A 25,227-nucleotide genomic window follows, 5' to 3' on the forward strand; every position below is an offset into this window, starting at 1 on the left:
ACCCCCGGAGGGGTCGGGCACTCGGCGAGCGGTCGCACACACAGGTCCTGCCCGCGCGCGCCATCCGCCCTACTTGCTCTCGGCGCTCTTCTCGGCGGCCTCGTCGGTCTCGGCGACCTCTTCGGTCTCCGTGGCCGCGGTCTCCTCGGCGGGGGCCTCGACGGGCTCCTCGACCGGGGCGGCGGCCGGAGCGGCGGGGGCGTTCAGCGCCTCGACCAGCTCGATGACCGCCATGGGAGCGTTGTCGCCCTTGCGCGGACCGATCTTGGTGATCCGGGTGTAGCCACCGGGACGGTTCTCGAAGCGCGGGCCGATCTCGGTGAACAGCTCGTGCACCACGGACTTGTCCGTGATCTTGGTGAGAACCTGGCGACGGGCGTGCAGGTCACCGCGCTTGCCGAGGGTGATCAGCTTCTCGGCGTACGGGCGCAGACGCTTGGCCTTGGCCTCGGTGGTGCGAATGCGGCCGTGCTGGAACAGCGAGGTCGCGAGGTTCGCCAGGATGTGCCGCTCGTGAGCGGGCCCGGAACCCAGACGGGCGCCCTTGGTAGGCGTGGGCATGGTGTCGTTCTCCTAGTGATGCGATCCGCGGCCGCACTCGGCCGTGGACCATGTGGGCGACGAAGGTCGGTTAGTACTGCTCCGTCTCGACGAAGGACTCGCCCTCGTCGTCGTCGGAGCTGTAGGAGTCGGCCGCCGTGCTGGGGTCGAATCCGGGCGGGGAGTCCTTCAGGGACAGGCCCATGTCGATGAGCTTCTGCTTGACCTCGTCGATGGACTTCGCACCGAAGTTGCGGATGTCCAACAGGTCCTGCTCGGAGCGGGCGACCAGCTCACCAACGCTGTGGATGCCTTCCCGCTTGAGGCAGTTGTACGAGCGCACCGTCAGGTTGAGGTCCTCGATGGGCAGCGCCAGGTCCGCCGCGAGGGCGGCGTCCGTCGGCGACGGGCCCATGTCGATGCCCTCGGCGTCGACGTTGAGCTCGCGCGCCAGACCGAACAGCTCGACCAGGGTCTTGCCCGCGCTGGCGACCGCGTCACGGGGACGGATGGCCGGCTTGGTCTCGATGTCGACGATCAGGCGGTCGAAGTCGGTGCGCTGCTCGACACGGGTGGCCTCGACCTTGTAGGTCACACGCAGGACCGGCGAGTAGATGGAGTCGATCGGGATGCGACCGATCTCCTGGCCGGCCTGCTTGTTCTGCGTGGCCGAGACGTAGCCGCGGCCGCGCTCGACCGTCAGCTCCATCTCCAGCTTGCCCTTGCCGTTGAGCGTGGCGATGTGCAGCTCGGGGTTGTGCACCTCGACGCCGGCGGGCGGAGCGATGTCCGCCGCGGTGACGACGCCGGGGCCCTGCTTGCGCAGGTACATCAGCACGGGCTCGTCGTGCTCGGAGCTGACGACCAGGCCCTTGAGGTTGAGGATCATCTCCGTGACGTCCTCCTTGACACCGGGCACGGTGGTGAACTCGTGCTCGACGCCCTCGATGCGGATGCTGGTGACAGCCGCGCCGGGGATGGAGGACAGCAGGGTGCGCCGGAGCGAGTTGCCGATGGTGTAGCCGAAACCGGGCTCCAGCGGCTCGATGACAAACCTCGAGCGCAGGTCCGAGATGACTTCCTCGGCGAGCGTGGGACGCTGTGCGATCAACATGGTCCGTGTTTTCCCTTCCACATGGCCGACCGCTATATGACGGCCACCGGATGGACGTTCCGCCGGAACGGCGGTGTCCACTACTCGGATTACTACCCAGCCCGCGCGGGCCCCAGCGGGGACCGCGCGGGATCAAGCACGGCACGGTGCCCTGCCGGCCGGGGCCGCGGGCACGCGCTGCCGATCAGACGCGGCGGCGCTTCGGCGGACGGCAGCCGTTGTGCGGAACCGGGGTGACGTCCTGGATGGAGCCCACCTCGAGGCCGGTCGCCTGGAGCGAGCGGATGGCGGTCTCCCGGCCGGAGCCCGGGCCCTTCACGAAGACGTCCACCTTGCGGACGCCGTGCTCCTGCGCGCGACGGGCAGCGGCCTCGGCGGCCATCTGCGCGGCGTACGGCGTCGACTTGCGCGAGCCCTTGAAGCCCACCTGTCCGGAGCTTGCCCACGCGATCACGGCACCGGTCGGGTCGGTGATGCTCACGATCGTGTTGTTGAACGTGCTCTTGATGTGAGCGTGTCCGTGGACAATGTTCTTCTTTTCCTTGCGGCGCACCTTGCGCGCGGCACCCTGACGGCCCTTAGGCGGCATTAGCGAAACTCCCAGAGATCATCGGTCCGTTGCTGTTCTCGGACGCGGTCGACAGTCCGAGCGGACTACTTCTTACCGGCCTTCTTCTTACCGGCCACGGTCTTCTTCTTGCCCTTGCGGGTACGCGCGTTGGTCTGCGTGCGCTGACCGCGGACCGGGAGCCCGCGACGGTGGCGGACGCCCTGGTAGCTACCGATCTCCATCTTGCGACGGATGTCGCCCTGCACCTCGCGGCGCAGGTCGCCCTCGACCTGGTAGTTCGCGCCGATCCACTCGCGCAGCTTGACCAGGTCCTCTTCGGACAGCTGGTGGACGCGCGTGTTGCCGTCGACGCCGGTCTGCTTCAGGGTCTCGAGCGCGCGGGTGCGGCCGATCCCGAAGATGTACGTGAGAGCGATCTCCACCCGCTTGTCGCGAGGGAGGTCAACGCCTTCAATACGTGCCATGTGGGCGAGACTCCATATCCATGCCCCGGAGGTCTGCCCCGTTCCACCCTCTCGTCGCCCAATCGACGAGGCCCCGGCCTCCGACCGGGGGTTGTCCCCGGGCCTCGTCGGCGCCGGGAATCGGAACAGGTTTTCGTTTGTACTGCGCCCGGGAGGGAAGTCCTTCCCTTGCCGGGTTGTCGCGGTTCAGAAGCCGCGGCGAGCTGCGGGGGCTGTTAGCCCTGACGCTGCTTGTGCCGCGGGTCCGAGCAAATGACCATGATCCGACGGTTGCGACGGATCACGCGGCACTTCGCGCAGATCTTCTTCACGCTCGGCTTGACCTTCATGGTGACTCCGAACTCATCACATCACTCATCCTGGGCCGTGCGGCCCACGACGGGCTACTTGTAGCGGTAAACGATGCGCCCGCGCGTGAGGTCGTACGGGCTCAGCTCCACGACGACACGGTCGTCGGGGAGAATACGGATGTAGTTCATCCGCATCTTGCCGCTGATGTGGGCAAGAACCTGGTGCCCGTTGTCGAGCTCTACCTTGAACATAGCGTTGGGTAGGGACTCGACAACGGAACCCTCGATCTCGATGGCGCCGTCTTTCTTTGCCATGTCCTCCACGCCTCGCTCATCGATTGGTTGATCAGGACAGTCCCGACGCGACCCCAGTGGCCTCGCACAACGCGACGGCCCCGGCGACACCGTACGGGCCGGATGTCGTCGACGCCAGGACACACTGGTAGTTCAGGTCAACTGCAAGGGCGTACGTCGATGGGAAGACGTGGCACAAAGAAGGCAGACTGACCCAACAGCCCGCGTATGGGCAGTGACAGTCTATCGCCTTCGGGCAAGTGCTTCTGACCGGCGGGCAGAGAACCCTATACCGTCGCCCCCGCAGGGGGAACCGGCGCCGCTCCGCGCCCCGGGCCGCGTTCGGGGGCGCCCCCGACAACGCCTCCGGTGGCCGCTTTCTTCCCCGTGCGGCGTCCCTGGCCGGGCGGACGGGGCCGGCGCCGGGGAGGGCCGGACCGCGACCGCCCGGAGGCCGGCCTACGGCGAGTGGTCGCCGCCGGGGTGGCTGCGCTGCGAGGCCAGGACCCCGAAGGTCACCACGCTCATCACGATGCCCCACGGCCCCAGCACCCACAGGAACCACGGGTAGTTGTAGTCGGTGGTGAGGAAGAGGATCAGCCAGATCACGAAGCACAGGACGTTGACCCCGGCGTACAGGATCCACGGCACCATCAGCGCCGGGTCCCGCATGCTGATCGGCGGCGCGATCAGGGGCTCCTCCTGGAGGGGGGACGCCCCGTGCAGGTCCGCCAGATCGCGCTCGGGCAGGTCGCGGGTGACCGTGGCCAGCTCGTCCGCCGTCCGGGACTTGTAGACGCGGCCGAGCCGGTCGGTGAACTCCTCGTGGTCGAGCCGGCCCTGCGCGAAGTGCGTCTGGAGGAGCTGCGCGACACGGTCGCGCTCGGAGTCGGACGTTCGTATCGACGGCACCGGGTCGGACACTGCGCGCACCTCGATCTTCACCCGTGAGTGGTCGCGTCCCGCGCGCGGTGCGCGTGGGGCGGGGCCGCTACCAGGTTGGCTGGACGAACCCCATATGAGTGATTTTATCGCGGTTGGACTCACGAGCGGTCAGGACCACGGGGCCCTCTGCGGTCACCGCGACCGTGTGCTCGAAGTGCGCCGCCCTCTTGCCGTCCTTCGTGACCACCGTCCAGCCGTCGTCCAGCTGGAGCACGTCCTGGCGGCCCAGGGTGGTCATCGGCTCGATCGCCAGGCACATGCCCTCGACGAGCTTCAGCCCGCGGCCCCGCTTGCCGTAGTTGAGGACGTGCGGGTCCATGTGCATCTCGGTGCCGATGCCGTGGCCGCCGTACTCGCGGACGTTGCCGTAGCCGCCGTTCGCGGAGATGTGGCCGCCGATCGCGAAGCCGATGTCGCCCAGGCGGTTGCCCGGCCGCATCTGCGCGATCCCCTGCCACATGGACTCCTCGCAGACCTCCATCATGCGGAGGTCCTCGGGCCGGCCCTCGCCCACGGCGACGGTGATCGCCGAGTCCCCGTGCCAGCCGTCCAGGATGGCGCCGCAGTCGATGGAGACGATGTCGCCCTCGGCCAGCACCCGCTCGGCGCTGGGGATGCCGTGGACGACCTCCTCGTTGACCGAGGCGCAGATGGACCCGGGGAAGCCGTGGTAGCCCTTGAAGGACGGCACGGCGCCCGCGTCGCGGATGACCTTCTCCGCCACGGAGTCGAGGTCCAGTGTGGACACTCCGGGCCGCACAGCGGCCCGGAGGGTGTCCAGGGCGCGGGCCACGACCTGGCCCGCCGCCCTCATCTTGGCGATCTGTTCCGGCGTCTTGATCTGCACGTCCGGCTCCGCCTTCCGAAACATCAGGAACTGGCCTTTCGGGCCTGCTCCTCGATCGCGGCCTTGGCCCGGGCCGTCACCGCGGCCACGGAGCCCGTGGCGGCGATGGTCGCCAGCAGCCCCTCGCGCTCGTAGAACTCCACCAGCGGCGCGGTCTGCTCGCGGTAGACCTTCAGGCGGTGCCTGATGGTCTCCTCGCGGTCGTCCTCGCGCTGGTACAGCGCGGCGCCCTCGTGGTCGCACACGCCCTCGGACTTCGGGGCGTCGTACTCCACGTGGTACACGCGGCCGCACTCGGGGCACGAGCGGCGCCCCGAGAGGCGCTTGACGACCTCGTCCTCGTCCACCCTCAGCTCCAGGACCACGTCCAGGTGCGTCTTCAGGTCGGCCAGGATGCCCTTGAGCGTCTCGGCCTGCGGGACGTTGCGGGGGAAGCCGTCGAGCAGGAAGCCCACAGCGGCGTCGTCCTGCGCCAGTCGGTCCTTGACCATGGCGTTCGTGACCTCGTCGGGGACGAGGTCGCCACGGTCCATGTACTCCCTGGCCTTCTTGCCAAGCTCCGTGCCACCGCTGACGTTGGCCCGGAAGATGTCACCGGTGGACACCTTCGGGATCGACAGCTCCGACGCGAGGATCTGGGCCTGGGTGCCCTTGCCGGCCCCAGGCGGCCCCACCAATACTGCTCGCATTTATCGCAGAAAACCTTCGTAGTTCCTCTGCTGGAGGTGACTCTCGATCTGCTTCACCGTGTCCAGCCCGACACCGACCATGATCAGGATGCTCGTCCCGCCGAAGGGGAAGTTCGCGTTGGCGCCGGTGGCGCCGAGCGCGACCATCGGGAGAAGAGCGATCACACCCAGGTACAGGGATCCGGGGGTCGTCAGCCTCGTCAGGACGTAGTCGAGGTACTCGGCGGTCGGACGCCCCGGTCGGATACCCGGGATGAACCCACCGTACTTCTTCATGTTGTCGGCGACTTCAGTGGGGTTGAACGTAATCGCCACGTAGAAGAACGCGAACCCGATGATCATGACGAAGAAGGTCGCCAGGTACACGGGGTGCGTGCCGGACAGGAAGTAGGTCTGGATGAAGGTCACCACGGGGTTCGTGGAGTCCTGGCCGACCAGTCCGACGACCAGCTGCGGGAGGTACAGCAGCGAGGAGGCGAAGATCACGGGGATGATGCCCGCCTGGTTGACCTTCAGCGGGATGTAGGTCGAGCTTCCGCCGTACATGCGGCGTCCCACCATGCGCTTGGCGTACTGCACCGGGATGCGGCGCTGCGCCTGCTCCATGAAGACCACCGCGGCCACGAGCACGAGGCCCGCGATGCAGATGAGGGTGAAGACCCAGATGGAGCGCTCCTCGAAGAGCCCCATGATGGAGGACGGGAACATCGCGATGACCTGGGTGAAGATCAGGAGCGACATGCCGTTGCCCACGCCGCGCTCGGTGATCAGCTCGCCGAACCACATGACGATGGCGGTGCCGGCGGTCATCACGAAGACGATCGTCACCAGGGTCAGGATGTCCTGGTTGGGCATGTAGGTGCTGACCGGGATGGCCCCCTGGAACAGGGCGCCCGTCCTGGCCATGGCGACGATGCTGGTGGCCTGCAGGACCGCGAGCATCAGCGTGAGGTAGCGGGTGTATTGGGTGATCTTGCTCTGCCCCGACTGGCCCTCCTTCTTGAGGGCCTCCAGGCGGGGGATCACCACCGTGAGCAGGTTGATGATGATGCTCGCGGTGATGTACGGCATGACCCCGAGCGCCAACACCGCCAGTTGCAACAGCGCGCCGCCGCTGAACAGGTTCACGAGCGCGTACACACCGCTCTGGTCTGCGGCGGTGACCGCCTCCATCTGCTCCCGGATCGCCGCGGAGTCGATCCCCGGAGCGGGAATCACCGACCCCAGACGGAAGATCGTCAGGATGAACAGTGTGAACAGCAGCTTGTTACGCAGGTCGGGCGTGCGGAATGCACGGACGAACGCACCTAGCACGTCTCCTCCTGCGCGGCTTCGGCGGCGGAACGGGTTCCAGACATCGCGGCCGATCCTGAATCGTCGTAGAACGTCAGCAGCGGGCAGTCGCCCGTTGCTCGGAAGTATTCACAGTACGTCAAGCGGGGAGCTCAAACAGATGGAACTGTAACAGCCATCACGCGGCAGTTGCGGTCGTGAGTCATAACGATCACTTCTCACAACACACGGGGGCGCCCGCCGGCCGGTCTTTCACTGACCTGCCGGGCGGACGCCCCCAGTTGCGCATTTCGGGGTAGACCCCTACAGCTCGGTGACGGAGCCACCGGCAGCGGCGATCTTCTCCTTCGCCGAGGCGGAGAACGCGTTCGCGCTCACCTGCACGGCGACGGTGATCTCACCGGTGCCCAGAACCTTGACGAGCTGGTTCTTGCGAACCGCGCCCTTGGCGACCAGGGCCTCGACGGTGACCTCGCCACCCTCGGGGAACAGCTCGCTCAGCTTGTCCAGGTTGACGACCTGGTAGGTCGTCTTGAACCGCGCGTTGCTGAAGCCCTTGAGCTTCGGCACCCGGCGGATGAGGGGCATCTGCCCGCCCTCGAAGCCGGGACGGACGGTGTTACGAGCCTTGGTGCCCTTGGTGCCCCGGCCCGCGGTCTTGCCCTTGGACGCCTCGCCGCGGCCCTTGCGGGTCTTGGCCTTGTTGGCGCCCGGAGCGGGCCGCAGGTGGTGCAGCTTGAGCAGCTCGTCGGGGTTGTAGTCGCTCATTCGGCAACCTCCTCGACAGAGACGAGGTGCGCGACGATCGTGATCTGCCCGCGAACCTCAGGGCGGTCCTCACGGACGGTGGACTTGCCGATCCGGCCCAGGCCGAGCGACTGGAGAGCAGCGTGCTGCTTCACCTTGCCGCCGATCTTGGAGCGGGTCTGCGTGATCTTGAGCTTGGCCATGGTCAGGCTCCTGCCTTCGCCTCAGCACGAGCACGCAGCATGGCGGCCGGGGCGACGTCCTCGATCGGCAGGCCACGGCGGGCGGCGATCTCCTCGGGCTGGTTGAGCCCCTTGAGAGCCGCCACGGTGGCGTGCACGATGTTCAGCGGGTTGGACGACCCGAGCGACTTGCTCAGGATGTCGTGGATGCCGGCGCACTCCAGCACGGCGCGCACGGGGCCGCCGGCGATGACGCCGGTACCCGGAGCGGCCGGACGGAGCAGGACGACGCCAGCGGCGTCCTCGCCCTGGACCCGGTGCACGATGGTGCCCTGGATGCGGGGGACGCGGAAGAAGTTCTTCTTCGCCTCCTCGACACCCTTGGCGATCGCGGCCGGAACTTCCTTGGCCTTGCCGTAACCGACACCGACCATCCCGTTGCCGTCACCGACGACGACGAGAGCGGTGAAGGAGAAGCGACGGCCGCCCTTGACGACCTTCGCGACCCGGTTGATGGTCACGACCTTCTCGATGTAGGAGACACCCTTGTCTGCGGCGCCGCCGCGGCGATCGTCACGGCGATCACGCCGCTCGCCACCGGCGCCGCGCCGCGGTGCTGCAGCCATCAGTGGTTCCTCTTCTCGTGGTTGATCTTGCCCAGTACAGAGGTCATCGCTAGAACTCCAGCCCGCCCTCGCGCGCCGCGTCGGCGAGCTTGGCGATACGGCCGGCGTACTGGTTGCCGCCGCGGTCGAACACCACGGCGGAGACCCCAGCGGCCTTGGCGCGCTCAGCGATGAGCTGACCGACCTTGGCGGACTTGTCGGACTTGGTGCCCTCGGCACCGCGCAGGTCGGCCTCGACGCTGGAGGCGGCGACCAGGGTGTGACCCCTGGTGTCGTCGATGACCTGCGCGACGATGTGCTTGGAGGACCGGAACACGGCCAGACGCGGACGCTCGGCGGTGCCCACGACCTTCTTGCGGACGCGGAACTGGCGGCGCGCACGGGAGGTCGCGCTCTTGGAGGTCCGCTTGCGCACGGTGATACCCATGGCTACTTACCAGCCTTTCCGGCCTTGCGGCGGATGTGCTCGCCCTGGTACCGCACGCCCTTGGCCTTGTACGGGTCCGGCTTGCGCAGGCTGCGGATGTTCGCGGCGACCTGGCCCACCAGCTGCTTGTCGATGCCCTCCACGTGGAGGATCGTCGGCTTCTCCACGCGGAAGGTGATGCCCTGCGGGGGCTCGACCACGACGGGGTGGCTGTAGCCCAGCGAGAACTCCAGGTTGGAGCCGCGGGCCTGGACGCGGTAACCCACGCCGTGGATCTCCAGCGTCTTCGTGTAGCCCTTGGAGACACCCTCGGTGAGGTTCGCGACCAGTGCACGGGTCAGACCGTGCAGCGACCGGTTCTCCGGCTTGTCGTCGGGACGCGCAACCGTGACGACCCCGTCCTCGAAGGAGACGGTGATCGGCTCGGCGACGGTGTGCTTCAGTTCGCCCTTCGGCCCCTTGACAGTGACGTCTTGCCCGTTAATCGTGACTTCGACGCCCTTGGGGACCGAGAGCGGCAGTCGACCGATTCGCGACATGCTTCAGTCTCTCCCTCTACCAGACGTAGGCGAGGACTTCGCCGCCCACGCCGCGCTTCTTGGCCTGCTTGTCAGTCATCAGGCCACCGGACGTCGAAATGATCGCCACACCGAGGCCACCCAGCACGCGCGGGAGGTTCTCCTTCTTGGCGTACACCCGCAGACCGGGCTTGGAGACCCGGCGGATGCCCGCGATCGAACGCTCTCGGGTGGGGCCGTACTTCAGGTCCAGGACGAGGCTCTTGCCCACAGGGGCCTCCTCGGTCCGGTGGCCCTGAATGAAGCCCTCCTGCTGGAGGATCTCGGCGATGTGCGCCTTGATCTTGGAATACGGCATCGCCACGGTGTCGTGGTAAGCCGAATTCGCGTTACGCAGACGCGTGAGCATGTCTGCGATCGGGTCGGTCATCGTCATGGCCGACTGGCCCTTCCTCACCGCGGTTTCCGAGTGCGGGCTTTCCCAGAGCCTGCCCTCCCACGGGTCTCCCCGTGGAGGTGCACAAACGGACCTACGGCGTGGTCGTGGGCACCGCTGTCCCTCGCGGGACTGCCGTGCCCTGATGGTTGGATGTTGCTGGACCGCTGACCGCGTCGGGCGGTCACGGACACTTGTCGAGCCACCAAGGGGGTGGCGGTTCGGGGGGCCGAACCCAGTGCGCCCTCCTCAGGGAGTGAGCGCCTGGTCGGCCCCGCCGGAAACTACCAGCTCGACTTGGTGATACCGGGCAGCTCGCCGCGGTGCGCCATCTCGCGGAAGCAGATGCGGCAGAGGCCGAACTTCCGGTAGACGGCGCGCGGACGGCCGCACCGAGAGCATCGAGTATACGCGCGGACGCTGAACTTCGGCTTCCGCTGCGCCTTGGCGATCAGGGACTTCTTAGCCATGTGTGCTTACCCCTCAGGCTTCCTTGAACGGGAAACCGAGCCGCTTGAGCAGGCTGCGGCCCTGTTCGTCGGTCGTGGCCGTGGTGACAACCGTGATGTCCATCCCACGCTGCCGGTCGACCTTGTCCGGGTCCACCTCGTGGAACATGACCTGCTCGGTCAGACCGAAGGTGTAGTTGCCGTTCCCGTCGAACTGCTTCGGGGAAAGGCCGCGGAAGTCCCGGATACGGGGCAGAGCCAGCGAGAGCAGCCGGTCGAGGAACTCCCACATCCGGTCGCCGCGCAGCGTGACGCTGGCGCCGATCGGCTGGCCCTCGCGCAGCTTGAACTGCGCGATGGAGTTCTTGGCCCGGTTGATCCGAGGCTTCTGGCCGGTGATCGCCGAGATGTCGGCGATCGCGCCCTGGATCAGCTTCGCGTCACGAGCCGCCTCGCCGACACCCATGTTGACCACGATCTTCGTGAGACCGGGGACCTGCATGATGTTGGCGATGTCGTGCTCCTCCTTGAGGGCAGCGACGATCTCGTTACGGTACTTCTCCTTGAGCCGCGGCATCGGAGGGGCCGTGATGTCGTTGGTAACCGTCATCAGATGTCCTTACCGGTGCGACGGGAGACGCGAACCTTGGTTCCGTCGTCCTCGAAGCGGTAGCCGACCCGGGAGGGCTTGCCGTCCTCGGCGAGCGCGATGTTGCTCACGTGGATCGGGGCCTCCTTCGTGACGACCTCGCCCTGCTGGCCGCCCGCCGGGTTCGCCTTCCTGTGCTTCTTGACCAGGTTGACGCCCTCGACGACGACACGGTCTTCCTTCGGCAGGGCCTTGACGACCTTGCCGGTGGCACCCTTGTCCTTGCCGGCGAGGACGATGACCTCGTCGCCAGTTTTGATCTTCATCGCTCAGAGCACCTCCGGCGCCAGCGAAATGATGCGCATGTACTTCTTGTCACGCAGCTCGCGGCCCACCGGGCCGAAGATGCGGGTGCCTCGCGGGTCCCCACCGTCCTTGATGAGCACGGCAGCGTTCTCATCGAAGCGGATGTAGGAGCCGTCGGGCCGGCGGCGCTCCTTGACGGTGCGCACGACAACGGCCTTGACGACGTCGCCCTTCTTGACTCCAGCGCCAGGCAGGGCGTCCTTCACCGTGGCGACGATCGTGTCGCCGATCCCGGCGTAGCGCCGACCCGAGCCACCGAGAACACGGATGGTGAGGATCTCCTTGGCACCCGTGTTGTCGGCGACCTTGAGTCGCGACTCCTGCTGAATCACGTCTGCTCCTGATGTGATGCGTGCGGTCCACTGCCGCACGGCTAGGTGGTCTCACCCCTCGCGCTGGCGGCCGACAACGCGTGTCGGCCGCCAAACGCAGGCTGGGGTTACTTAGCCTTCTCCAGGATCTCCACGACGCGCCAACGCTTCGTCGCGGAGAGCGGCCGGGTCTCCATCACTCGGACCCGATCGCCGACGCCACAGGAGTTCGCCTCGTCGTGCGCCTTGTACTTGGTCGTCCTACGGATGACCTTGCCGTACATGGCGTGCTTGATGCGGTCCTCGACCTCGACAACGACGGTCTTGTCCATCTTGTCGCTGACGACGTAGCCCTCGCGCACCTTGCGGTAGTTGCGGGTCGCGGTCTGGTTCTCACTCATTCGGCTGCTTCCTTCGTCTCCTCAGCCGACTCACCAGACAGCGGGGCGATGCCCAGCTCGTGCTCACGCATGACCGTGTAGATCCGCGCGATCTCGCGCTTGACGGTACGCAGCCGGCTGTGGTTGTCGAGCTGGCCGGTGGCGGCCTGGAAGCGGAGGTTGAAGAGCTCTTCCTTGGCTTCCTTGAGCTTGGCGACCAGGTCCTCGACGGACTGGTCCCGGAGCTCATGGGCAGTCACGGACTTCGCCATCACTCCCCCTCCCGCTTAACAAACTTGCACTTCATCGGGAGCTTGTGCATGGCACGGCGCATCGCCTCCTTGGCGATGTCCTCGGGCACGCCCGACAGCTCGAACATCACGCGACCGGGCTTGACCGGCGCGACCCACCACTCGGGTGAACCCTTACCGGAGCCCATGCGGACCTCGGCGGGCTTCTTCGTCAGCGGACGGTCCGGGAAGATGTTGATCCACACCTTGCCGCCACGCTTGATGTGACGCGTCATAGCGATACGAGCGGACTCGATCTGACGGTTGGTGACGTAGGCCGACTCCAGAGCCTGGATGCCGTACTCGCCGAAAGTGACCGTCGTTCCACCCTTGGCCTTACCGCGCAGATCCGGGTGGTGCTGCTTGCGGTACTTGACCTTACGAGGAATAAGCACTGGTCAGCTCCCCTCGGGCTTCGCGGACTCGGCCGGAGCCTTGGCCTCGGTGTTCTGCGGCTGACCGCCGCCGGCACCGCCACGACGACGACGCTGCGGGCGCTCGCGGCGCTGACCGCCGCCACCGCCGCCACCGCCACCGGCGGAACGCTGGGCGGCCTGGGCCGCCTCGCGCTCGGCGCGGGTCGCGGGTGCGTCACCCTTGTAGATCCACACCTTGACGCCGATGCGGCCGAACGTCGTACGGGCCTCGAAGAAGCCGTAGTCGATGTCGGCGCGGAGCGTGTGCAGCGGGACCCGGCCCTCGCGGTAGAACTCCGAGCGGGACATCTCAGCCCCGCCCAGGCGTCCGCCGCACTGGATACGGATGCCCTTGGCACCGCTCTTCATCGCGCTCTGCATCGCCTTGCGCATCGCGCGGCGGAAGGCCACACGGCTGCTCAGCTGCTCGGCGACGCCCTGGGCGACGAGCTGCGCGTCGACCTCGGGGTTCTTGACCTCGAAGACGTTGAGCTGAACCTGCTTGGCGGTCAGCTTCTCCAGGTCGGTCCGGATTCGATCGGCCTCGACGCCGCGGCGGCCGATGACGATGCCCGGCCGGGCGGTGTAGACGTCCACGCGGACACGGTCACGGGTGCGCTCGATCTCGACCTTGGAGATGCCCGCGCGCTCCATGCCGCGGGTCAGCATCCGACGGATCGCAACGTCTTCCTTGACGTAGTCCTTGTAGGACTTGTCGGCGTACCAGCGGCTCTTGAAGTCGGTGGTGATGCCGAGGCGGAACCCGTGCGGGTTTACCTTCTGCCCCACTATCGGGTCCTTTCCTTCGTCTTGGACGAGGCGCCCGAGCGCTCAGCGACGACCACGGTGATGTGGCTCGTACGCTTGGTCACCCGGAAGGCGCGGCCGAAGCCTCGCGGTCGAATGCGCTTCAGGGTCGGACCCTCGTCCACCCATGCGCCCTCGACCACCAGCGTCTCGCGGTCCAGCTTGTCGTTGTGCTCAGCGTTGGCGATGGCACTAGCCAGCACCTTGCCAACAGGCTCGCTCGCCGACTGGGGCGCGAACCGGAGCACCGCCTGTGCCTCGTCAGCGGGCAACCCGCGAATAAGGTCCACCACCCGGCGGGCCTTCCGGGGCGTAACACGGACGAACCGTGCCTGTGCCCTCGTTCCCATCGCTTTTCCCTCGCTCACGGAAATTCATCTCCACTCACCGTGGAGAAATGGTTCTTTCTCCTGCTGCAACCGCTAACGGCGGCTACGGCGGTCTTCCTTGACGTGGCTACGGAAAGTACGCGTGGGAGCGAACTCACCGAGCTTGTGGCCGACCATCGACTCGGACACGAACACGGGGACGTGCTTGCGGCCATCGTGGACGGCGATCGTGTGACCGATCATCTCCGGGACGATCATGGACCGCCGGGACCACGTCTTGATGACGTTCTTGGTCCCCTTCTCGTTCTGAACTTCCACCTTCTTGATGAGGTGGTCGTCGACGAAGGGACCCTTCTTAAGGCTACGTGGCATCAGACGTGCTCCTTACCGCTTCTTCTTACCGCTACGCCGACGCCGCACGATCAGCTTGTCGCTGGCCTTGTTCTTGGCCCGGGTCCGGCCTTCCTTCTTGCCCCAGGGGCTGACCGGGTGTCGTCCACCGGAGGTCTTGCCCTCACCACCACCGTGCGGGTGGTCGACCGGGTTCATCACGACACCGCGGACGGTCGGGCGCTTGCCCTTCCAGCGGTTACGACCGGCCTTGCCCCAGTTGATGTTGGACTGCTCGGCGTTGCCGACCTGACCAACGGTGGCACGGCAGGTGACCTCCACCATGCGCATCTCGCCGGAGGGCATACGCAGCGTGGCGTAACGGCCCTCCTTGGCGAGGAGCTGGATCTGGGAACCGGCGGAGCGGCCCAGCTTGGCGCCACCACCCGGCTTCAGCTCGACCGCGTGCACGAACGTACCCGTGGGGATGTTGCGCAGCGGGAGGCAGTTGCCGGGCTTGATGTCGGACTGGGGGCCGTTCTCGACCCTGTCGCCCTGCTTGAGACCGGCGGGTGCCAGGATGTAGCGCTTCTCACCGTCCACGTAGTGGAGCAGTGCGATGCGAGCGGTGCGGTTCGGGTCGTACTCGATGTGAGCGACCTTGGCCGGCACGCCGTCCTTGTCGTGACGACGGAAGTCGATCACGCGGTAGGCGCGCTTGTGGCCGCCGCCCTGGTGGCGGGTCGTGATCCGGCCGTGGCCGTTGCGCCCGCCCTTGGAGTGCAGAGGACGCACCAGGGACTTCTCCGGCTCCGAGCGCGTGATCTCGACGAAGTCGCTCACGCTGGAACCGCGACGACCCGGTGTCGTCGGCTTGTACTTACGAATGCCCATCTTCTTCGCGCATTCCTTTACGTGTTGCTTGGTGTGTAGCGGTCAGACCCGGAAAGGTCACCGACCGAAGATGTCGATCCGGTCGCCCTCGGCGAGGCCGACGATCGCGCGCTTCGTGTCAGGACGCTTCCCGAAACCGAAACGGGTCCGCTTGCGCTTGCCCTTCCGGTTGATCGTGTTCACGCTCGTGACCTTCACCTCGAAGATCTTCTCGATCGCGATCTTGATCTGGGTCTTGTTGGCGTCGGGCTTGACGATGAACGTGTACTTGTTCTCGTCCATGAGCCCGTAGCTCTTCTCGGAGATCACCGGCTCGATGATGATGTCCCGGTGGTCGGCGATCCTCACTGGTCGTCCTCCTCGGACTGAGCGGCCTTGGAGGCGCCGGCCGCGTGGGCCAGGAACTCGGCGTAGCCCGCCTCGGTGAAGACCACGTCGTCCGAGTAGAGGACGTCGTAGGTGTTCACCTGGTCCGCGTCGAGGATGTGCACCTCTTCGAGGTTGCGCAGGGCGCGCCGGTTGTGCTCGTCGTCGCGGGCCAGGACGACCAGGACCTTGTCGGACCCGGTGACCTGGCGGAGCGCCTTCAGAGCGTTCTGCGTGAGCTTGCTGTCCGCGTCCTCGGCCACGAAGTGGCTGATGACGTGGATACGGCCGTGCGTGGCCCGGTCGGAGAGGGCAGCGCGCAGGGCGGCGGCCTTCATCTTCTTCGGGGTCCGCTGGCTGTAGTCGCGCGGCTGCGGTCCGTGGACCGTGCCACCGCCGGTGTACTGCGGGGCGCGGATGGAGCCCTGGCGGGCCCGGCCGGTGCCCTTCTGGCGGTACGGCTTCTTGCCACCGCCGCGAACCTCGCCGCGGGTCTTGGTGGAGTGCGTGCCCTGGCGGCCCGCGGCCAGCTGGGCGTTCACGACCTGGTGCAGGAGCGGAATGCTGACCTGCTGGGCGAAGACGCTCTCCGGCAGCTCGACACTGCCCTGAGCGGCGCCCTCGGGGTTCTTGACCTCGATCTGGGCCATGGCTTACTTGTCCCCCTTCACAGCGGTGCGGACGAGCACCAGACCGCCGTTGGGACCGGGCACAGCACCCTTGACCAGGATGAGGCCCTTCTCCGCGTCCACGGAGTGAACGGTCAGGTTCTGGACGGTCTTGCGCACGTTGCCCATGCGCCCTGCCATCCGCATGCCCTTGAAAACGCGGCCGGGCGTGGCGCAGCCGCCGATGGAACCGGGCGAGCGGTGCTTGCGCTGGGTACCGTGCGAGGCGGAGAGGCCACGGAAGCCGTGACGCTTCATCACACCCGCGAAGCCCTTGCCCTTGCTCTTGCCCGTGACGTCGACCGTCTGGCCGCTCTCGAAGCTGTCCGCGGCGACCTCCTGGCCGAGCGTGTACTCGGAGGCGTCGGTGGTGCGGACCTCGACGTAGTGCCGGCGCGGGGTCAGGTCGTTCTTGCGCAGGTAGTCGCCGAGAGGCTTGTTCACCTTGCGCGGGTTGATCTGCCCGTAGCCCAGCTGGACGGCCGAGTAGCCGTCGGTGTCCGGAGTCCGGATGCGGCTCACGACGCACGGACCGGCCTTCAGAACCGTCACGGGCACCATTTTGCCCGTGTCGTCGAAGACCTGGGTCATGCCGAGCTTTTCGCCCAGAACTCCCTTGATCTGCTTGGTGGCCATGTCTGTGCGTCCTTAAAGCTTGATCTCGATGTCAACACCAGCCGGCAGGTCGAGTCGCATGAGCGAGTCGACCGTCTTCGGCGTGGGGTCGATGATGTCGATCAGCCGCTTGTGGGTGCGCATCTCGAAGTGCTCGCGCGAGTCCTTGTACTTGTGCGGCGATCGGATAACGCAGTAAACGTTCTTTTCCGTCGGCAGCGGCACCGGGCCCGCGACCTGTGCGCCAGTTCGCGTCACAGTCTCGACGATCTTGCGCGCCGAGCTGTCGATGACCTCGTGGTCATAGGCCTTTAGCCGAATGCGGATCTTCTGTCCCGCCATGTGGCCTGTTCGTCCTTCGCTTCAGTGTCCGTAACGGTGAGCTGTCCCGGTCACAGAAGCCCAGGCCTGACGGAATCCGCCGTGTGGCCGTGAGCCCCTATTCCCTTGAGAAACCGCAACAGGGCTTGCCCCTGCGGTGCGTCACCGTCACAGTGCCCGATGACGTCTTGTGTGTGGGTGGGTGGGCCGTGCGGACACGGCCCGCCCACCACGCCGGGGGCGGCTCCTCAGGGGGCCGCCCCCGGCATGCGTACTACTTGAGGATCTTCGTGACGCGACCGGCGCCCACGGTACGGCCACCCTCGCGGATGGCGAACCGCAGACCGTCTTCCATGGCGACCGGCTGGATCAGGTTGACGGTCATCTCGGTGTTGTCACCGGGCATGACCATCTCCGTGCCCTCCGGCAGCGTCACGACGCCCGTGACGTCCGTGGTGCGGAAGTAGAACTGCGGACGGTAGTTGTTGAAGAACGGCGTGTGGCGCCCGCCCTCGTCCTTGGACAGGATGACGACGTTGGCCTCGAACTCCGTGTGCGGGGTGGTCGTGCCCGGCTTGATCACGACCTGGCCGCGCTCGACGTCCTCGCGCTTGATGCCGCGCAGGAGCAGCCCGACGTTGTCGCCGGCCTGGCCCTGGTCGAGCAGCTTGCGGAACATCTCGACACCGGTGACGGTGGTCGTCTGCTTCTCGTCCTTGATACCGACGATGTCGACGGTCTCGTTGACGTTGACGATGCCGCGCTCGATACGACCGGTGACGACGGTGCCGCGACCGGTGATCGAGAAGACGTCCTCGATGGGCATGAGGAACGGCTTGTCGGTGTCACGCTCGGGCTCGGGGATGTAGGTGTCCACGGTGCCCATGAGCTCCAGGACGGTCTTGCCCCACTCCTCGTCGCCCTCCAGCGCCTTGAGCGCGGAGACCTTGGTGACGGGAACGTCGTCGCCGGGGAACTCGTACTCGCTGAGGAGCTCACGGACCTCGAGCTCGACGAGCTCGAAGATCTCCTCGTCGTCCACCATGTCGGACTTGTTCAGGGCCACGACGATGTAGGGCACGCCGACCTGGCGGGCCAGGAGCACGTGCTCCTTGGTCTGCGGCATCGGGCCGTCGGTGGCGGCCACGACCAGGATCGCGCCGTCCATCTGCGCCGCACCCGTGATCATGTTCTTCACGTAGTCGGCGTGGCCGGGGCAGTCGACGTGGGCGTAGTGACGCGCCTCGGTCTGGTACTCGACGTGGGCGACGGAGATCGTGATACCGCGCTCGCGCTCCTCGGGAGCGTTGTCGATGTCCTCGAACGGCGTGAACGGGTTCAGGTCCGGGTACGCGTCGTGCAGCACCTTGGTGATGGCCGCGGTCAGCGTGGTCTTGCCGTGGTCGATGTGACCGATGGTGCCGATGTTGACGTGCGGCTTAGTCCGCTCGAACTTTGCTTTCGCCACTGGATGTCTCCTAGACGTACAGAGCTATCTGGTGCTCGCCCCCCGCGTGGACGGGGAGCGGGCTGGTTACGTGTTCGCGGCTACTCGCCGCGAACCTTCGCCACAATTTCTTGGGCGACAGCGGACGGAACCTCCGCGTAGGAGTCGAACACCATCGAGTAGTTGGCGCGACCCTGGGTACGGCTGCGCAGGTCACCCACGTAGCCGAACATTTCGGAGAGGGGCACCTGGGCCTTGACGATCCGGACGCCGGAACGCTCGTCCATGGACTGGATCTGTCCACGACGGGAGTTCAGGTCGCCGATCACGTCACCCATGTACTCCTCAGGGGTGGTGACCTCCACTGCCATGACCGGCTCGAGAAGAGTCGGCTTGGCGAGCTTGACGGCCTCCTTGAAGGCCATCGAACCCGCGGTCTTGAAGGCCATCTCCGAGGAGTCGACCTCGTGGTACTGACCGTCCTGGAGCGTCACCTTGACGCCGACGAGCGGGTAGTGCGCGAGCACACCCAGTTCGGCGGCCTCCTGGGCACCGGCGTCGACCGACGGGATGTACTCCCGCGGGATACGGCCACCGGTGACCGCGTTGACGAACTCGTAGCCGGAAGCGTCGCCGCTCTCGACGACGAGGGGCTCGACGTCGATCTTGACCTTGGCGAACTGGCCCGACCCACCGGTCTGCTTCTTGTGGGTGTAGACGTGGCCTTCGACCTTCTTGCGAATGGTCTCTCGGTAGGCCACCTGGGGCTTGCCGATGTTCGCGTCGACCTTGAACTCGTCGCGCATGCGGTTGACGAGGACCTCGAGGTGCAGCTCGCCCATACCGGAGATGATGGTCTGGCCGGTCTGGTCGTCCGTGGCGACCTGGAACGAGGGGTCCTCGTCCGCGAGGCGCTGGATCGCGATGCCCAGCTTCTCCTGGTCGCTCTTGGTCTTGGGCTCGATGGCCACCTCGATGACCGGAGCCGGGAACGTCATGGACTCCAGGACGATCGGAGCCGACTGGTCGCACAGCGTCTCGCCGGTCGTGGTGTCCTTCAGACCCATGACCGCGACGATGTCGCCCGCGCCGGCCTCGCCGATCTCCTCACGCTTGTTGGAGTGCATGCGGTAGATCTTGCCGATCCGCTCCTTGCGGCCCTTGAGACTGTTCAGCACCTGGGTGCCGGTCTCGAGGACGCCGGAGTAGATGCGCACGTAGGTCAGCTTGCCCAGGTGCGGGTCGCTCATGATCTTGAAGACCAGGGCGGACATCGGCTCGTCGACGCTCGGCTTGCGGGCGAGCTTGGTCTCCTCGGTCTCGTCCTTGGGGTCGTGGCCCTCGATGGCGTCCACGTCCAGGGGCGAGGGGAGGTAAGCGGTGACCGCGTCGAGCAGGGGCTGGACGCCCTTGTTCTTGAACGCGGTGCCGCACACGATCGGGATCGCGGTACCGGCGATGGTCGCGCGGCGGATCGCCGGAACCACCTGCTCCAGGGTGGGCTCCTGCCCCTCCAGGTACAGCTCCATGATCTCGTCGTCGGCCTCGGCGAGCACCTCGATGAACTTCTCGCGGGCCTCGCGGGCGGCGTCGGCGTGGGTCTCGGGGATGTCGATCGTGTCGTACATCTCGCCGAGCGCGGCCTCGTCGTTCCAGACGTAGGCCTTCATGCGGACCAGGTCGACGACGCCCTTGAAGTCGCTCTCGGCGCCGATGGGCAGCTGGATCGGCATGGCGTTCGCGCCGAGGCGCTCACGGAACATGTCGACGCAGCGCTGGAACTCGGCGCCGATCTTGTCCATCTTGTTGACGAAGCAGATACGCGGAACGCCATAGCGGTCAGCCTGACGCCAGACCTGCTCGGACTGGGGCTCGACGCCTTCCTTGGCGTCGAACACCGCGACGGCACCGTCGAGGACACGCAGCGACCGCTCGACCTCGACCGTGAAGTCGACGTGGCCGGGCGTGTCGATGATGTTGATGGTGTGGTCGTCCCAGTGGGTGGTGGTAGCAGCCGAGGTAATGGTGATACCCCTCTCCTGCTCCTCCTTCATCCAGTCCATCGTGGCGGCGCCATCGTGGACCTCACCCACCTTGTGGGTCACACCGGTGTAGTAGAGGATCCGCTCAGTCGTGGTGGTCTTGCCCGCGTCGATGTGGGCCATAATCCCGATGTTGCGGACCTTGGCCAGGTCAAGCGCAGTCTTAGCAGCCATGAGGCTCGTCTTCCCTCGGTCTCAAGGAATCGAATCGCCGCGGGGTTACCAGCGGTAGTGGGCGAAGGCCTTGTTCGACTCGGCCATCTTGTGCGTGTCCTCACGCTTCTTGACGGCCGCGCCGAGACCGTTGCTGGCGTCGACCAGCTCGTTCATCAGACGCTCGGTCATGGTCTTCTCACGGCGCTGACGCGCGTAGGAGACCAGCCAGCGCAGGGCCAGCGTGGTGGACCGGGAGGCGCGAACCTCGACCGGCACCTGGTAGGTCGCGCCACCGACACGGCGGCTGCGGACCTCGAGCGCGGGCTTGACGTTGTCCAGGGCGCGCTTCAGAACGACGAGCGGGTCCTGGCTGGTCTTCTCGCGAGCGCCTTCGAGGGCGTCGTAGACGACGCTCTGGGCGATGGAGCGCTTGCCGTCGAGCAGCACCTTGTTGATCAGTGCGGTGACGAGCGGCGAGCCGTAGACCGGGTCGGTGATGAGCTGGCGCTTCGGCGCCGGGCCCTTGCGCGGCATCTTTACTTCTCCTTCTTGGCGCCGTAGTGGCTACGCGCCTGCTTGCGGCCCCGGACACCCTGGGTGTCGAGCGAGCCGCGGACAATTCGGTAGCGGACGCCCGGCAGGTCCTTCACACGACCACCGCGAACGAGCACGATGCTGTGCTCCTGGAGGTTGTGACCAATGCCGGGGATGTAGGCCGTGACCTCGATGCCGCTGCTCAGCTTGACGCGAGCGACCTTACGCAGAGCGGAGTTCGGCTTCTTCGGCGTAGTGGTGTAGACACGCGTGCACACACCACGACGCTGCGGACTCCCCTTCAGCGCCGGGGTCTTGTTCTTTGCGACCTTGTCCTGTCGGCCCTTGCGGACCAGCTGCTGGATGGTGGGCACCGCGTCTCCGTCTTCCTCGTGACCTACGCCGGTTCTCGTAGCCGATATCGCTATTGACCTGCTGAATTTCCCGAACCTCCCCGACCCCCGTGGTCGGGCGTGTCGCGCTGGTTGTCGCGCACGGCAAAAAACCGATCACACCCGGCCGGAGGCCGATCATGGGAGGGGGTTCACCTGCGCGGCGCGCCTTACGTCCTCAACTGGTGGGACCGAGGCGCCGCACACGCACGTGTGACCCGTCGACTCACGGGCACAATCACACAGGCTACCGTTTACCGTCTGGGCGGTCAAAACGGCGTGCGACATGGCGAGAATCATGGAACCGGTTCTCGCGTAGCCGTGGGTCACCGCCAGTCTACGCGCTCCCGGAGTCGTTTCGCCCCGGGTTCCCCCGGAGACCGTCGGCGGGCGGCCCGGGCATGCGGCCGCTCCCCCGGAACATTGTCCTGGAGGAGCGGCCGCGGCGCTACAGGACCAGCCAGATGGCGACGGAGATCACCGTCACCAGGATGCCGACCACCGCGAACACCGTGCCGACGGTGATCAGTCCGAGGCCGTCGAGCTCCCCGCGCGAGGCGCGGATCGCCTTCTTGGCCTTGGGCCCCGTGATCAGGAGCGCCAGCAGAGCTGTGACCAGACCGATGCCGGGGAGCAGCGAGGCGATGCCCAGCCACAGGGTGACGGTCGCCCCCTTCTCCGTGTCCGGCAGGAAGTCGATGCTGTCGTAGCCGGGGTACGGGTCGCCGGGCTCCCCGCCCAGGGGACGGTCCACGAAGCCGGGGAACTCCTCGGCGATGGGGTCCTTGCGGCGCCTGCGGGAGGCCGGGGCCTCCGGCATGCCGTAGTCCGCCGGGGTGAAGCCGTCGTCGTACTCGCTCTCCCCCGCCGGCTCCGGCTCGTCGTGGTCCCAGGTGTCCTCGGGGATGCTCGGCGCCTCGAAGACCTGGGTGGCGCCGTCGGGGACGCCGTCCTCCCCGGGACCGCCCCGGCGCACCGGGCCGTCGTCGTACCCCTCGTCGTCGTACCCCTCGTCCGCGAACGCCTCGTCCGCGTATCCCTCGGCCTCCCGGGAGCGGGCGCGCGACTGCATGTCCGCGATGGCCGCCAGGGGGTCCTCAGCGGACGGCGCGCCGCCGGTCCGCTCCCCGCCCGGGGCCCCGTCGCGCAGCCGGTCGTCGTCCGCCCAGGCCGAGGGGGCGTCCCCGTCCGTGCCGTCGTCTCCCCAGGTCCCGGTGTCGGAGGACCTGGCGGACTCGCGCCGGCGCTCCTCCGCCTCCCGGACGATGTCGGGGAGGCGGGGGTCGTTGCGGTCGAACGCCCAGGTGTTGCCGCTCCCCGACCCGAACTCGCCCGGGTCGGGGGCCGGGGCGGGAGCGGGGGCGGGCGGTGACAATTCGTCGTCGTAGCCGTCGGTCCACGACTCGTCGGTCCCCGCGCCGGACCACGCGTCGGCGGTCTCCCTGGCGGGCGCCCAGGAGTCCAGGCCGCCGGTGTCGGCCGCGGACCCGCGACCGCCGTTCCGCGGCCCTGCGGCGGCGTCACGGTCCTCTCCTGCGGCGGCGCCGCGGTCGGCGGCCGGCCCCCAGGAGTCCGAGCCGAGTTCGTCGTCGTCCCACGAGCGGCCGTCGGCGGCACGGCCGCCGGAGGGCGCCCCGTGGGCCTCGTGGCGGGGAGCCGCGTCCCAGGAGTCGTGCTCCGGTCCCGCCGTGCCGTCCGAGGGGGCGTCGGCGCCCCACGCGGACGGTCGGCGGTCGTCGGACAGCTCGTCGTCCCAGAGCGGGGCCGCGGGGGCCGTGTCGCCGACGGGGGACCGGCCGCCCGGTCCCTCGGGGCCCTGCCGGTCCTCGGGGCCTGCGCCCCAGGCGGTGGCGCCCCGGTCCTCGTCCCAGGCGCGGTCCGCGCCGCCGACGGGGCCGTACCCGGAGGGCGCGTCGTCCCAGGGGCGGTCCCCGTTCGCGGGGGCTCCGGTGTCCCAGGGGCGGTCCCCGGCGTCGGCCGGGGGCGTCCAGGGGGCGTCCGCGCCGCCGGACGGCCCGTCGTCCCACGGGCGCGCGTCGCCCGTCCCGGGGCCGGTCACGGGCGCGTCTGCGCCGGAGGGGGCGGAACCGCCCACCGGGCCGTCCGCGCCCCACGGGTCCCGGAGGGGCTCACCGATCCCGCCGAGGGCGGGGTCCGGCTCCCACGACCGCGTGTCGGCCGGGGGCTGCGGGGTCCAGGCGTCGGCTCCCCGGGAGGGGGACCACGCCTCGCGGCCGTCCTCCACCTCGGGGGCCTCGTCCCACGGGCGCGCGTCGGTCGCCGCGGGGCCGGTCACGGGCGCGTCTGCGCCGGAGGGGGCGGAACCGCCCACCGGGACGTCCGGGGACCAGCGGTCCTGCTCCCGGTCCTCCGAGCGGCCCACCGGGCCGTCCGCGCCCCACGGGTCCCCTGCGGGGGCCGCAGGGGCGTCCGGGGTCCACGCGTCCCGCGCGTACACGTCGGGTCCGCCCGCCGGGGCGCCGGCGTCCCACGCGGCGGGACCGCGCGCGCCCTCGGGGTCCCACGCCGTGGAACCCTCCGTACGGTTCCCCGGGGCCTCGCGGCCGTGCCCGCCCGCGGGTGCTTCGTCCCACGGGCGCGCGTCGTCCGACGGCTCCGGGGTCCGTGCGTCGGCGTCGCGGGCCGGGGCCCACGCCTCGGGACCGCCGTCGCCGAGACCGTCCCCGGGGACGTCGGTACGCCACGCGTCCTGCCCGCGGGTGTCGGAGCGGTCTGCAGGTGCATCGCTCCAGGCGTCCCGCGCGTACACGTCGGATCCGCCCGCCGGGGCGCCGGCGTCCCACGCGGCGGGACCGCGCGCGCCCTCGGGGTCCCACGCCGTGGAACCCTCGGGCCGGGCCGCGGGGGCGTCCCAGGCGGACGGGTCGTGCGACCCGTCGAGGGGCGCCTCGCTCCTCCAGGCGTCGGAGGCGCGGTCGGGCGACGCGTACCCGGTGTCCGGGAAGCCCTCCCCTCCCCGTGGGCCCGGTGCGGGCGCCTCCGGCTCGTCCCGGCCCGCGGTCCAGGCGTCACCGGGACCGGCCGGCGCCTCGGCGCCGCCCGCCGCCGGGTCGGTCCGGGGCGCGGCCCAGGAGTCCATGCGGCCGGCCGGTTCCTCGCCCGGGTCCTCGGAGGGCAGGGGAACCTCGGCGCTGGCCGCGACGCTGGGCAGGCTCGGTTCCTCCGGTTCCCCCGGCACCCGGGTCAGCGGCTGGTACGCCGACTGCCCCGCCCCCGGGTAGGAGATCGGGTGCGAGGCGCCGGACGGCGGACCGCCGAGCGCCTCCGGGTACGGCTCGACCAGGGCCGGGCGCGACGCGCTCAGCCCCGTGTAGCCGCCGCTGTCGGGGAACACCGTCTCGGCGCCCTCGTCGGCTTCCTCACCCTCGAGCGGGTCCTGGTACTCCGACTGCGTGCGGTAGCGGTTCTCGCTCGGCTTGAACCAGTCCCCCGCACCGGAGTCCCGTCCGCCCCCGTGTTCAGTCATGCCTCTCCCGCCAGCGCAGTAGCGCCGTCTCCCCGTCCGCCGTGCGCGGACCCTC

At 68.1% G+C, this 25,227-nt stretch carries 36 protein-coding genes; all 36 read right to left on the reverse strand.

All coding sequences use genetic code 11. The features are described from left to right. Positions 1-69: 69 nt before the first annotated feature. Positions 70-561 (reverse strand): 50S ribosomal protein L17, encoded by a 492-nt coding sequence (gene rplQ / locus ACWGL3_RS13095; protein WP_267946669.1) that lies wholly within the window; start codon positions 559-561, stop codon positions 70-72. A 70-nt stretch (positions 562-631) separates the two neighbouring features. Further along, positions 632-1,654: a DNA-directed RNA polymerase subunit alpha gene (locus ACWGL3_RS13100; protein ID WP_267946670.1), complete on the reverse strand. Its 1,023-nt coding sequence runs from the start codon at positions 1,652-1,654 to the stop codon at positions 632-634. Positions 1,655-1,838: 184 nt separating this feature from the next. Next, positions 1,839-2,243, reverse strand: a complete 405-nt coding sequence (gene rpsK / locus ACWGL3_RS13105; RefSeq protein WP_053616319.1) for a 30S ribosomal protein S11 — start codon at positions 2,241-2,243, stop codon at positions 1,839-1,841. 65 nt (positions 2,244-2,308) lie between these two features. Further along, positions 2,309-2,689 carry a 30S ribosomal protein S13 gene (gene rpsM / locus ACWGL3_RS13110; RefSeq protein WP_267946671.1) on the reverse strand — a complete coding sequence of 127 codons (381 nt, stop codon included), beginning with the start codon at positions 2,687-2,689 and terminating at the stop codon, positions 2,309-2,311. Positions 2,690-2,904: 215 nt separating this feature from the next. Then, positions 2,905-3,018: a 50S ribosomal protein L36 gene (gene rpmJ, locus ACWGL3_RS13115; RefSeq protein ID WP_082206327.1), complete on the reverse strand. Its 114-nt coding sequence runs from the start codon at positions 3,016-3,018 to the stop codon at positions 2,905-2,907. A 54-nt stretch (positions 3,019-3,072) separates the two neighbouring features. After that, positions 3,073-3,294 carry a translation initiation factor IF-1 gene (gene infA / locus ACWGL3_RS13120; RefSeq protein WP_013156135.1) on the reverse strand — a complete coding sequence of 74 codons (222 nt, stop codon included), beginning with the start codon at positions 3,292-3,294 and terminating at the stop codon, positions 3,073-3,075. A gap of 438 nt (positions 3,295-3,732) precedes the next feature. Further along, positions 3,733-4,197, reverse strand: a complete 465-nt coding sequence (locus ACWGL3_RS13125; protein ID WP_267946672.1) for a DUF1707 domain-containing protein — start codon at positions 4,195-4,197, stop codon at positions 3,733-3,735. 67 nt (positions 4,198-4,264) lie between these two features. After that, positions 4,265-5,089 carry a type I methionyl aminopeptidase gene (gene map, locus ACWGL3_RS13130; RefSeq protein WP_267946673.1) on the reverse strand — a complete coding sequence of 275 codons (825 nt, stop codon included), beginning with the start codon at positions 5,087-5,089 and terminating at the stop codon, positions 4,265-4,267. Continuing rightward, the gene (locus ACWGL3_RS13135; RefSeq protein ID WP_344182269.1) at positions 5,089-5,754 is read right to left on the reverse strand and encodes an adenylate kinase; all 666 of its coding nucleotides are present in this window, start codon (positions 5,752-5,754) and stop codon (positions 5,089-5,091) included. Before ACWGL3_RS13135 ends, map begins: the two co-directional genes overlap by 1 nt. Next, positions 5,755-7,068: a preprotein translocase subunit SecY gene (secY, locus tag ACWGL3_RS13140; protein ID WP_267946675.1), complete on the reverse strand. Its 1,314-nt coding sequence runs from the start codon at positions 7,066-7,068 to the stop codon at positions 5,755-5,757. It abuts the gene before it with no gap. A gap of 282 nt (positions 7,069-7,350) precedes the next feature. Beyond that, the gene (gene rplO / locus ACWGL3_RS13145; RefSeq protein ID WP_267946676.1) at positions 7,351-7,815 is read right to left on the reverse strand and encodes a 50S ribosomal protein L15; all 465 of its coding nucleotides are present in this window, start codon (positions 7,813-7,815) and stop codon (positions 7,351-7,353) included. After that, the gene (gene rpmD, locus ACWGL3_RS13150) at positions 7,812-7,997 is read right to left on the reverse strand and encodes a 50S ribosomal protein L30 (RefSeq protein ID WP_013156129.1); all 186 of its coding nucleotides are present in this window, start codon (positions 7,995-7,997) and stop codon (positions 7,812-7,814) included. Before rpmD ends, rplO begins: the two co-directional genes overlap by 4 nt. A 2-nt stretch (positions 7,998-7,999) precedes the next feature. Next, positions 8,000-8,602: a 30S ribosomal protein S5 gene (rpsE, locus tag ACWGL3_RS13155; RefSeq protein ID WP_267946677.1), complete on the reverse strand. Its 603-nt coding sequence runs from the start codon at positions 8,600-8,602 to the stop codon at positions 8,000-8,002. 49 nt (positions 8,603-8,651) lie between these two features. Continuing rightward, a complete protein-coding gene (gene rplR, locus ACWGL3_RS13160) occupies positions 8,652-9,029 on the reverse strand; it encodes a 50S ribosomal protein L18 (protein ID WP_267946678.1) in 378 nt (125 codons plus the stop codon). A gap of 2 nt (positions 9,030-9,031) precedes the next feature. Then, on the reverse strand, positions 9,032-9,568 hold the full coding sequence (rplF, locus tag ACWGL3_RS13165; protein ID WP_267946679.1) for a 50S ribosomal protein L6: 537 nt from the start codon (positions 9,566-9,568) through the stop codon (positions 9,032-9,034). A gap of 16 nt (positions 9,569-9,584) precedes the next feature. Beyond that, positions 9,585-9,983, reverse strand: coding sequence for a 30S ribosomal protein S8 (gene rpsH, locus ACWGL3_RS13170; RefSeq protein ID WP_267946680.1), 399 nt, complete (start codon positions 9,981-9,983; stop codon positions 9,585-9,587). A 284-nt stretch (positions 9,984-10,267) separates the two neighbouring features. Then, positions 10,268-10,453: a type Z 30S ribosomal protein S14 gene (locus tag ACWGL3_RS13175; protein ID WP_267946681.1), complete on the reverse strand. Its 186-nt coding sequence runs from the start codon at positions 10,451-10,453 to the stop codon at positions 10,268-10,270. Between the two features lie 13 nt (positions 10,454-10,466). After that, positions 10,467-11,042: a 50S ribosomal protein L5 gene (gene rplE, locus ACWGL3_RS13180; protein WP_267946682.1), complete on the reverse strand. Its 576-nt coding sequence runs from the start codon at positions 11,040-11,042 to the stop codon at positions 10,467-10,469. Further along, positions 11,042-11,347, reverse strand: a complete 306-nt coding sequence (gene rplX, locus ACWGL3_RS13185) for a 50S ribosomal protein L24 (RefSeq protein WP_267946683.1) — start codon at positions 11,345-11,347, stop codon at positions 11,042-11,044. Before rplX ends, rplE begins: the two co-directional genes overlap by 1 nt. A 3-nt stretch (positions 11,348-11,350) precedes the next feature. After that, positions 11,351-11,719 carry a 50S ribosomal protein L14 gene (gene rplN, locus ACWGL3_RS13190; protein WP_013156121.1) on the reverse strand — a complete coding sequence of 123 codons (369 nt, stop codon included), beginning with the start codon at positions 11,717-11,719 and terminating at the stop codon, positions 11,351-11,353. A gap of 107 nt (positions 11,720-11,826) precedes the next feature. Beyond that, positions 11,827-12,099 (reverse strand): 30S ribosomal protein S17, encoded by a 273-nt coding sequence (rpsQ, locus tag ACWGL3_RS13195; RefSeq protein ID WP_267946684.1) that lies wholly within the window; start codon positions 12,097-12,099, stop codon positions 11,827-11,829. Continuing rightward, on the reverse strand, positions 12,096-12,350 hold the full coding sequence (rpmC, locus tag ACWGL3_RS13200) for a 50S ribosomal protein L29 (RefSeq protein WP_267946685.1): 255 nt from the start codon (positions 12,348-12,350) through the stop codon (positions 12,096-12,098). Before rpmC ends, rpsQ begins: the two co-directional genes overlap by 4 nt. Further along, a complete protein-coding gene (gene rplP, locus ACWGL3_RS13205; RefSeq protein ID WP_267946686.1) occupies positions 12,350-12,763 on the reverse strand; it encodes a 50S ribosomal protein L16 in 414 nt (137 codons plus the stop codon). Before rplP ends, rpmC begins: the two co-directional genes overlap by 1 nt. Before the next feature lie 3 nt (positions 12,764-12,766). Next, on the reverse strand, positions 12,767-13,573 hold the full coding sequence (gene rpsC / locus ACWGL3_RS13210) for a 30S ribosomal protein S3 (protein ID WP_267946687.1): 807 nt from the start codon (positions 13,571-13,573) through the stop codon (positions 12,767-12,769). Continuing rightward, positions 13,573-13,941: a 50S ribosomal protein L22 gene (gene rplV / locus ACWGL3_RS13215; RefSeq protein WP_267950527.1), complete on the reverse strand. Its 369-nt coding sequence runs from the start codon at positions 13,939-13,941 to the stop codon at positions 13,573-13,575. Before rplV ends, rpsC begins: the two co-directional genes overlap by 1 nt. 72 nt (positions 13,942-14,013) lie before the next feature. Next, positions 14,014-14,292, reverse strand: a complete 279-nt coding sequence (rpsS, locus tag ACWGL3_RS13220; protein WP_053616300.1) for a 30S ribosomal protein S19 — start codon at positions 14,290-14,292, stop codon at positions 14,014-14,016. A gap of 12 nt (positions 14,293-14,304) precedes the next feature. Then, complete coding sequence (rplB, locus tag ACWGL3_RS13225) at positions 14,305-15,144, reverse strand: 50S ribosomal protein L2 (RefSeq protein WP_267946688.1); 840 nt, start codon at positions 15,142-15,144, stop codon at positions 14,305-14,307. Between the two features lie 57 nt (positions 15,145-15,201). Next, the gene (rplW, locus tag ACWGL3_RS13230; protein WP_267946689.1) at positions 15,202-15,492 is read right to left on the reverse strand and encodes a 50S ribosomal protein L23; all 291 of its coding nucleotides are present in this window, start codon (positions 15,490-15,492) and stop codon (positions 15,202-15,204) included. Next, positions 15,489-16,160, reverse strand: a complete 672-nt coding sequence (rplD, locus tag ACWGL3_RS13235; protein ID WP_267946690.1) for a 50S ribosomal protein L4 — start codon at positions 16,158-16,160, stop codon at positions 15,489-15,491. The genes rplW and rplD overlap by 4 nt, the downstream gene beginning before the upstream one ends. Before the next feature lie 3 nt (positions 16,161-16,163). Next, positions 16,164-16,814 carry a 50S ribosomal protein L3 gene (gene rplC / locus ACWGL3_RS13240; RefSeq protein WP_267946691.1) on the reverse strand — a complete coding sequence of 217 codons (651 nt, stop codon included), beginning with the start codon at positions 16,812-16,814 and terminating at the stop codon, positions 16,164-16,166. Between the two features lie 12 nt (positions 16,815-16,826). Beyond that, positions 16,827-17,135, reverse strand: coding sequence for a 30S ribosomal protein S10 (gene rpsJ / locus ACWGL3_RS13245; RefSeq protein ID WP_013156110.1), 309 nt, complete (start codon positions 17,133-17,135; stop codon positions 16,827-16,829). 253 nt (positions 17,136-17,388) lie between these two features. Beyond that, complete coding sequence (gene tuf / locus ACWGL3_RS13250) at positions 17,389-18,582, reverse strand: elongation factor Tu (RefSeq protein WP_267946692.1); 1,194 nt, start codon at positions 18,580-18,582, stop codon at positions 17,389-17,391. Positions 18,583-18,662: 80 nt separating this feature from the next. Beyond that, positions 18,663-20,777: an elongation factor G gene (fusA, locus tag ACWGL3_RS13255; protein WP_267946693.1), complete on the reverse strand. Its 2,115-nt coding sequence runs from the start codon at positions 20,775-20,777 to the stop codon at positions 18,663-18,665. A 45-nt stretch (positions 20,778-20,822) separates the two neighbouring features. Further along, positions 20,823-21,293 carry a 30S ribosomal protein S7 gene (gene rpsG / locus ACWGL3_RS13260; RefSeq protein WP_267946694.1) on the reverse strand — a complete coding sequence of 157 codons (471 nt, stop codon included), beginning with the start codon at positions 21,291-21,293 and terminating at the stop codon, positions 20,823-20,825. 2 nt (positions 21,294-21,295) lie between these two features. Then, positions 21,296-21,667 (reverse strand): 30S ribosomal protein S12, encoded by a 372-nt coding sequence (gene rpsL / locus ACWGL3_RS13265; protein ID WP_014912437.1) that lies wholly within the window; start codon positions 21,665-21,667, stop codon positions 21,296-21,298. 466 nt (positions 21,668-22,133) lie between these two features. Next, complete coding sequence (locus ACWGL3_RS13270; RefSeq protein ID WP_452461312.1) at positions 22,134-25,172, reverse strand: hypothetical protein; 3,039 nt, start codon at positions 25,170-25,172, stop codon at positions 22,134-22,136. Positions 25,173-25,227 lie beyond the last annotated feature (55 nt).

The sequence above is a fragment of the Nocardiopsis sp. NPDC055824 genome, assembly GCF_053616335.1.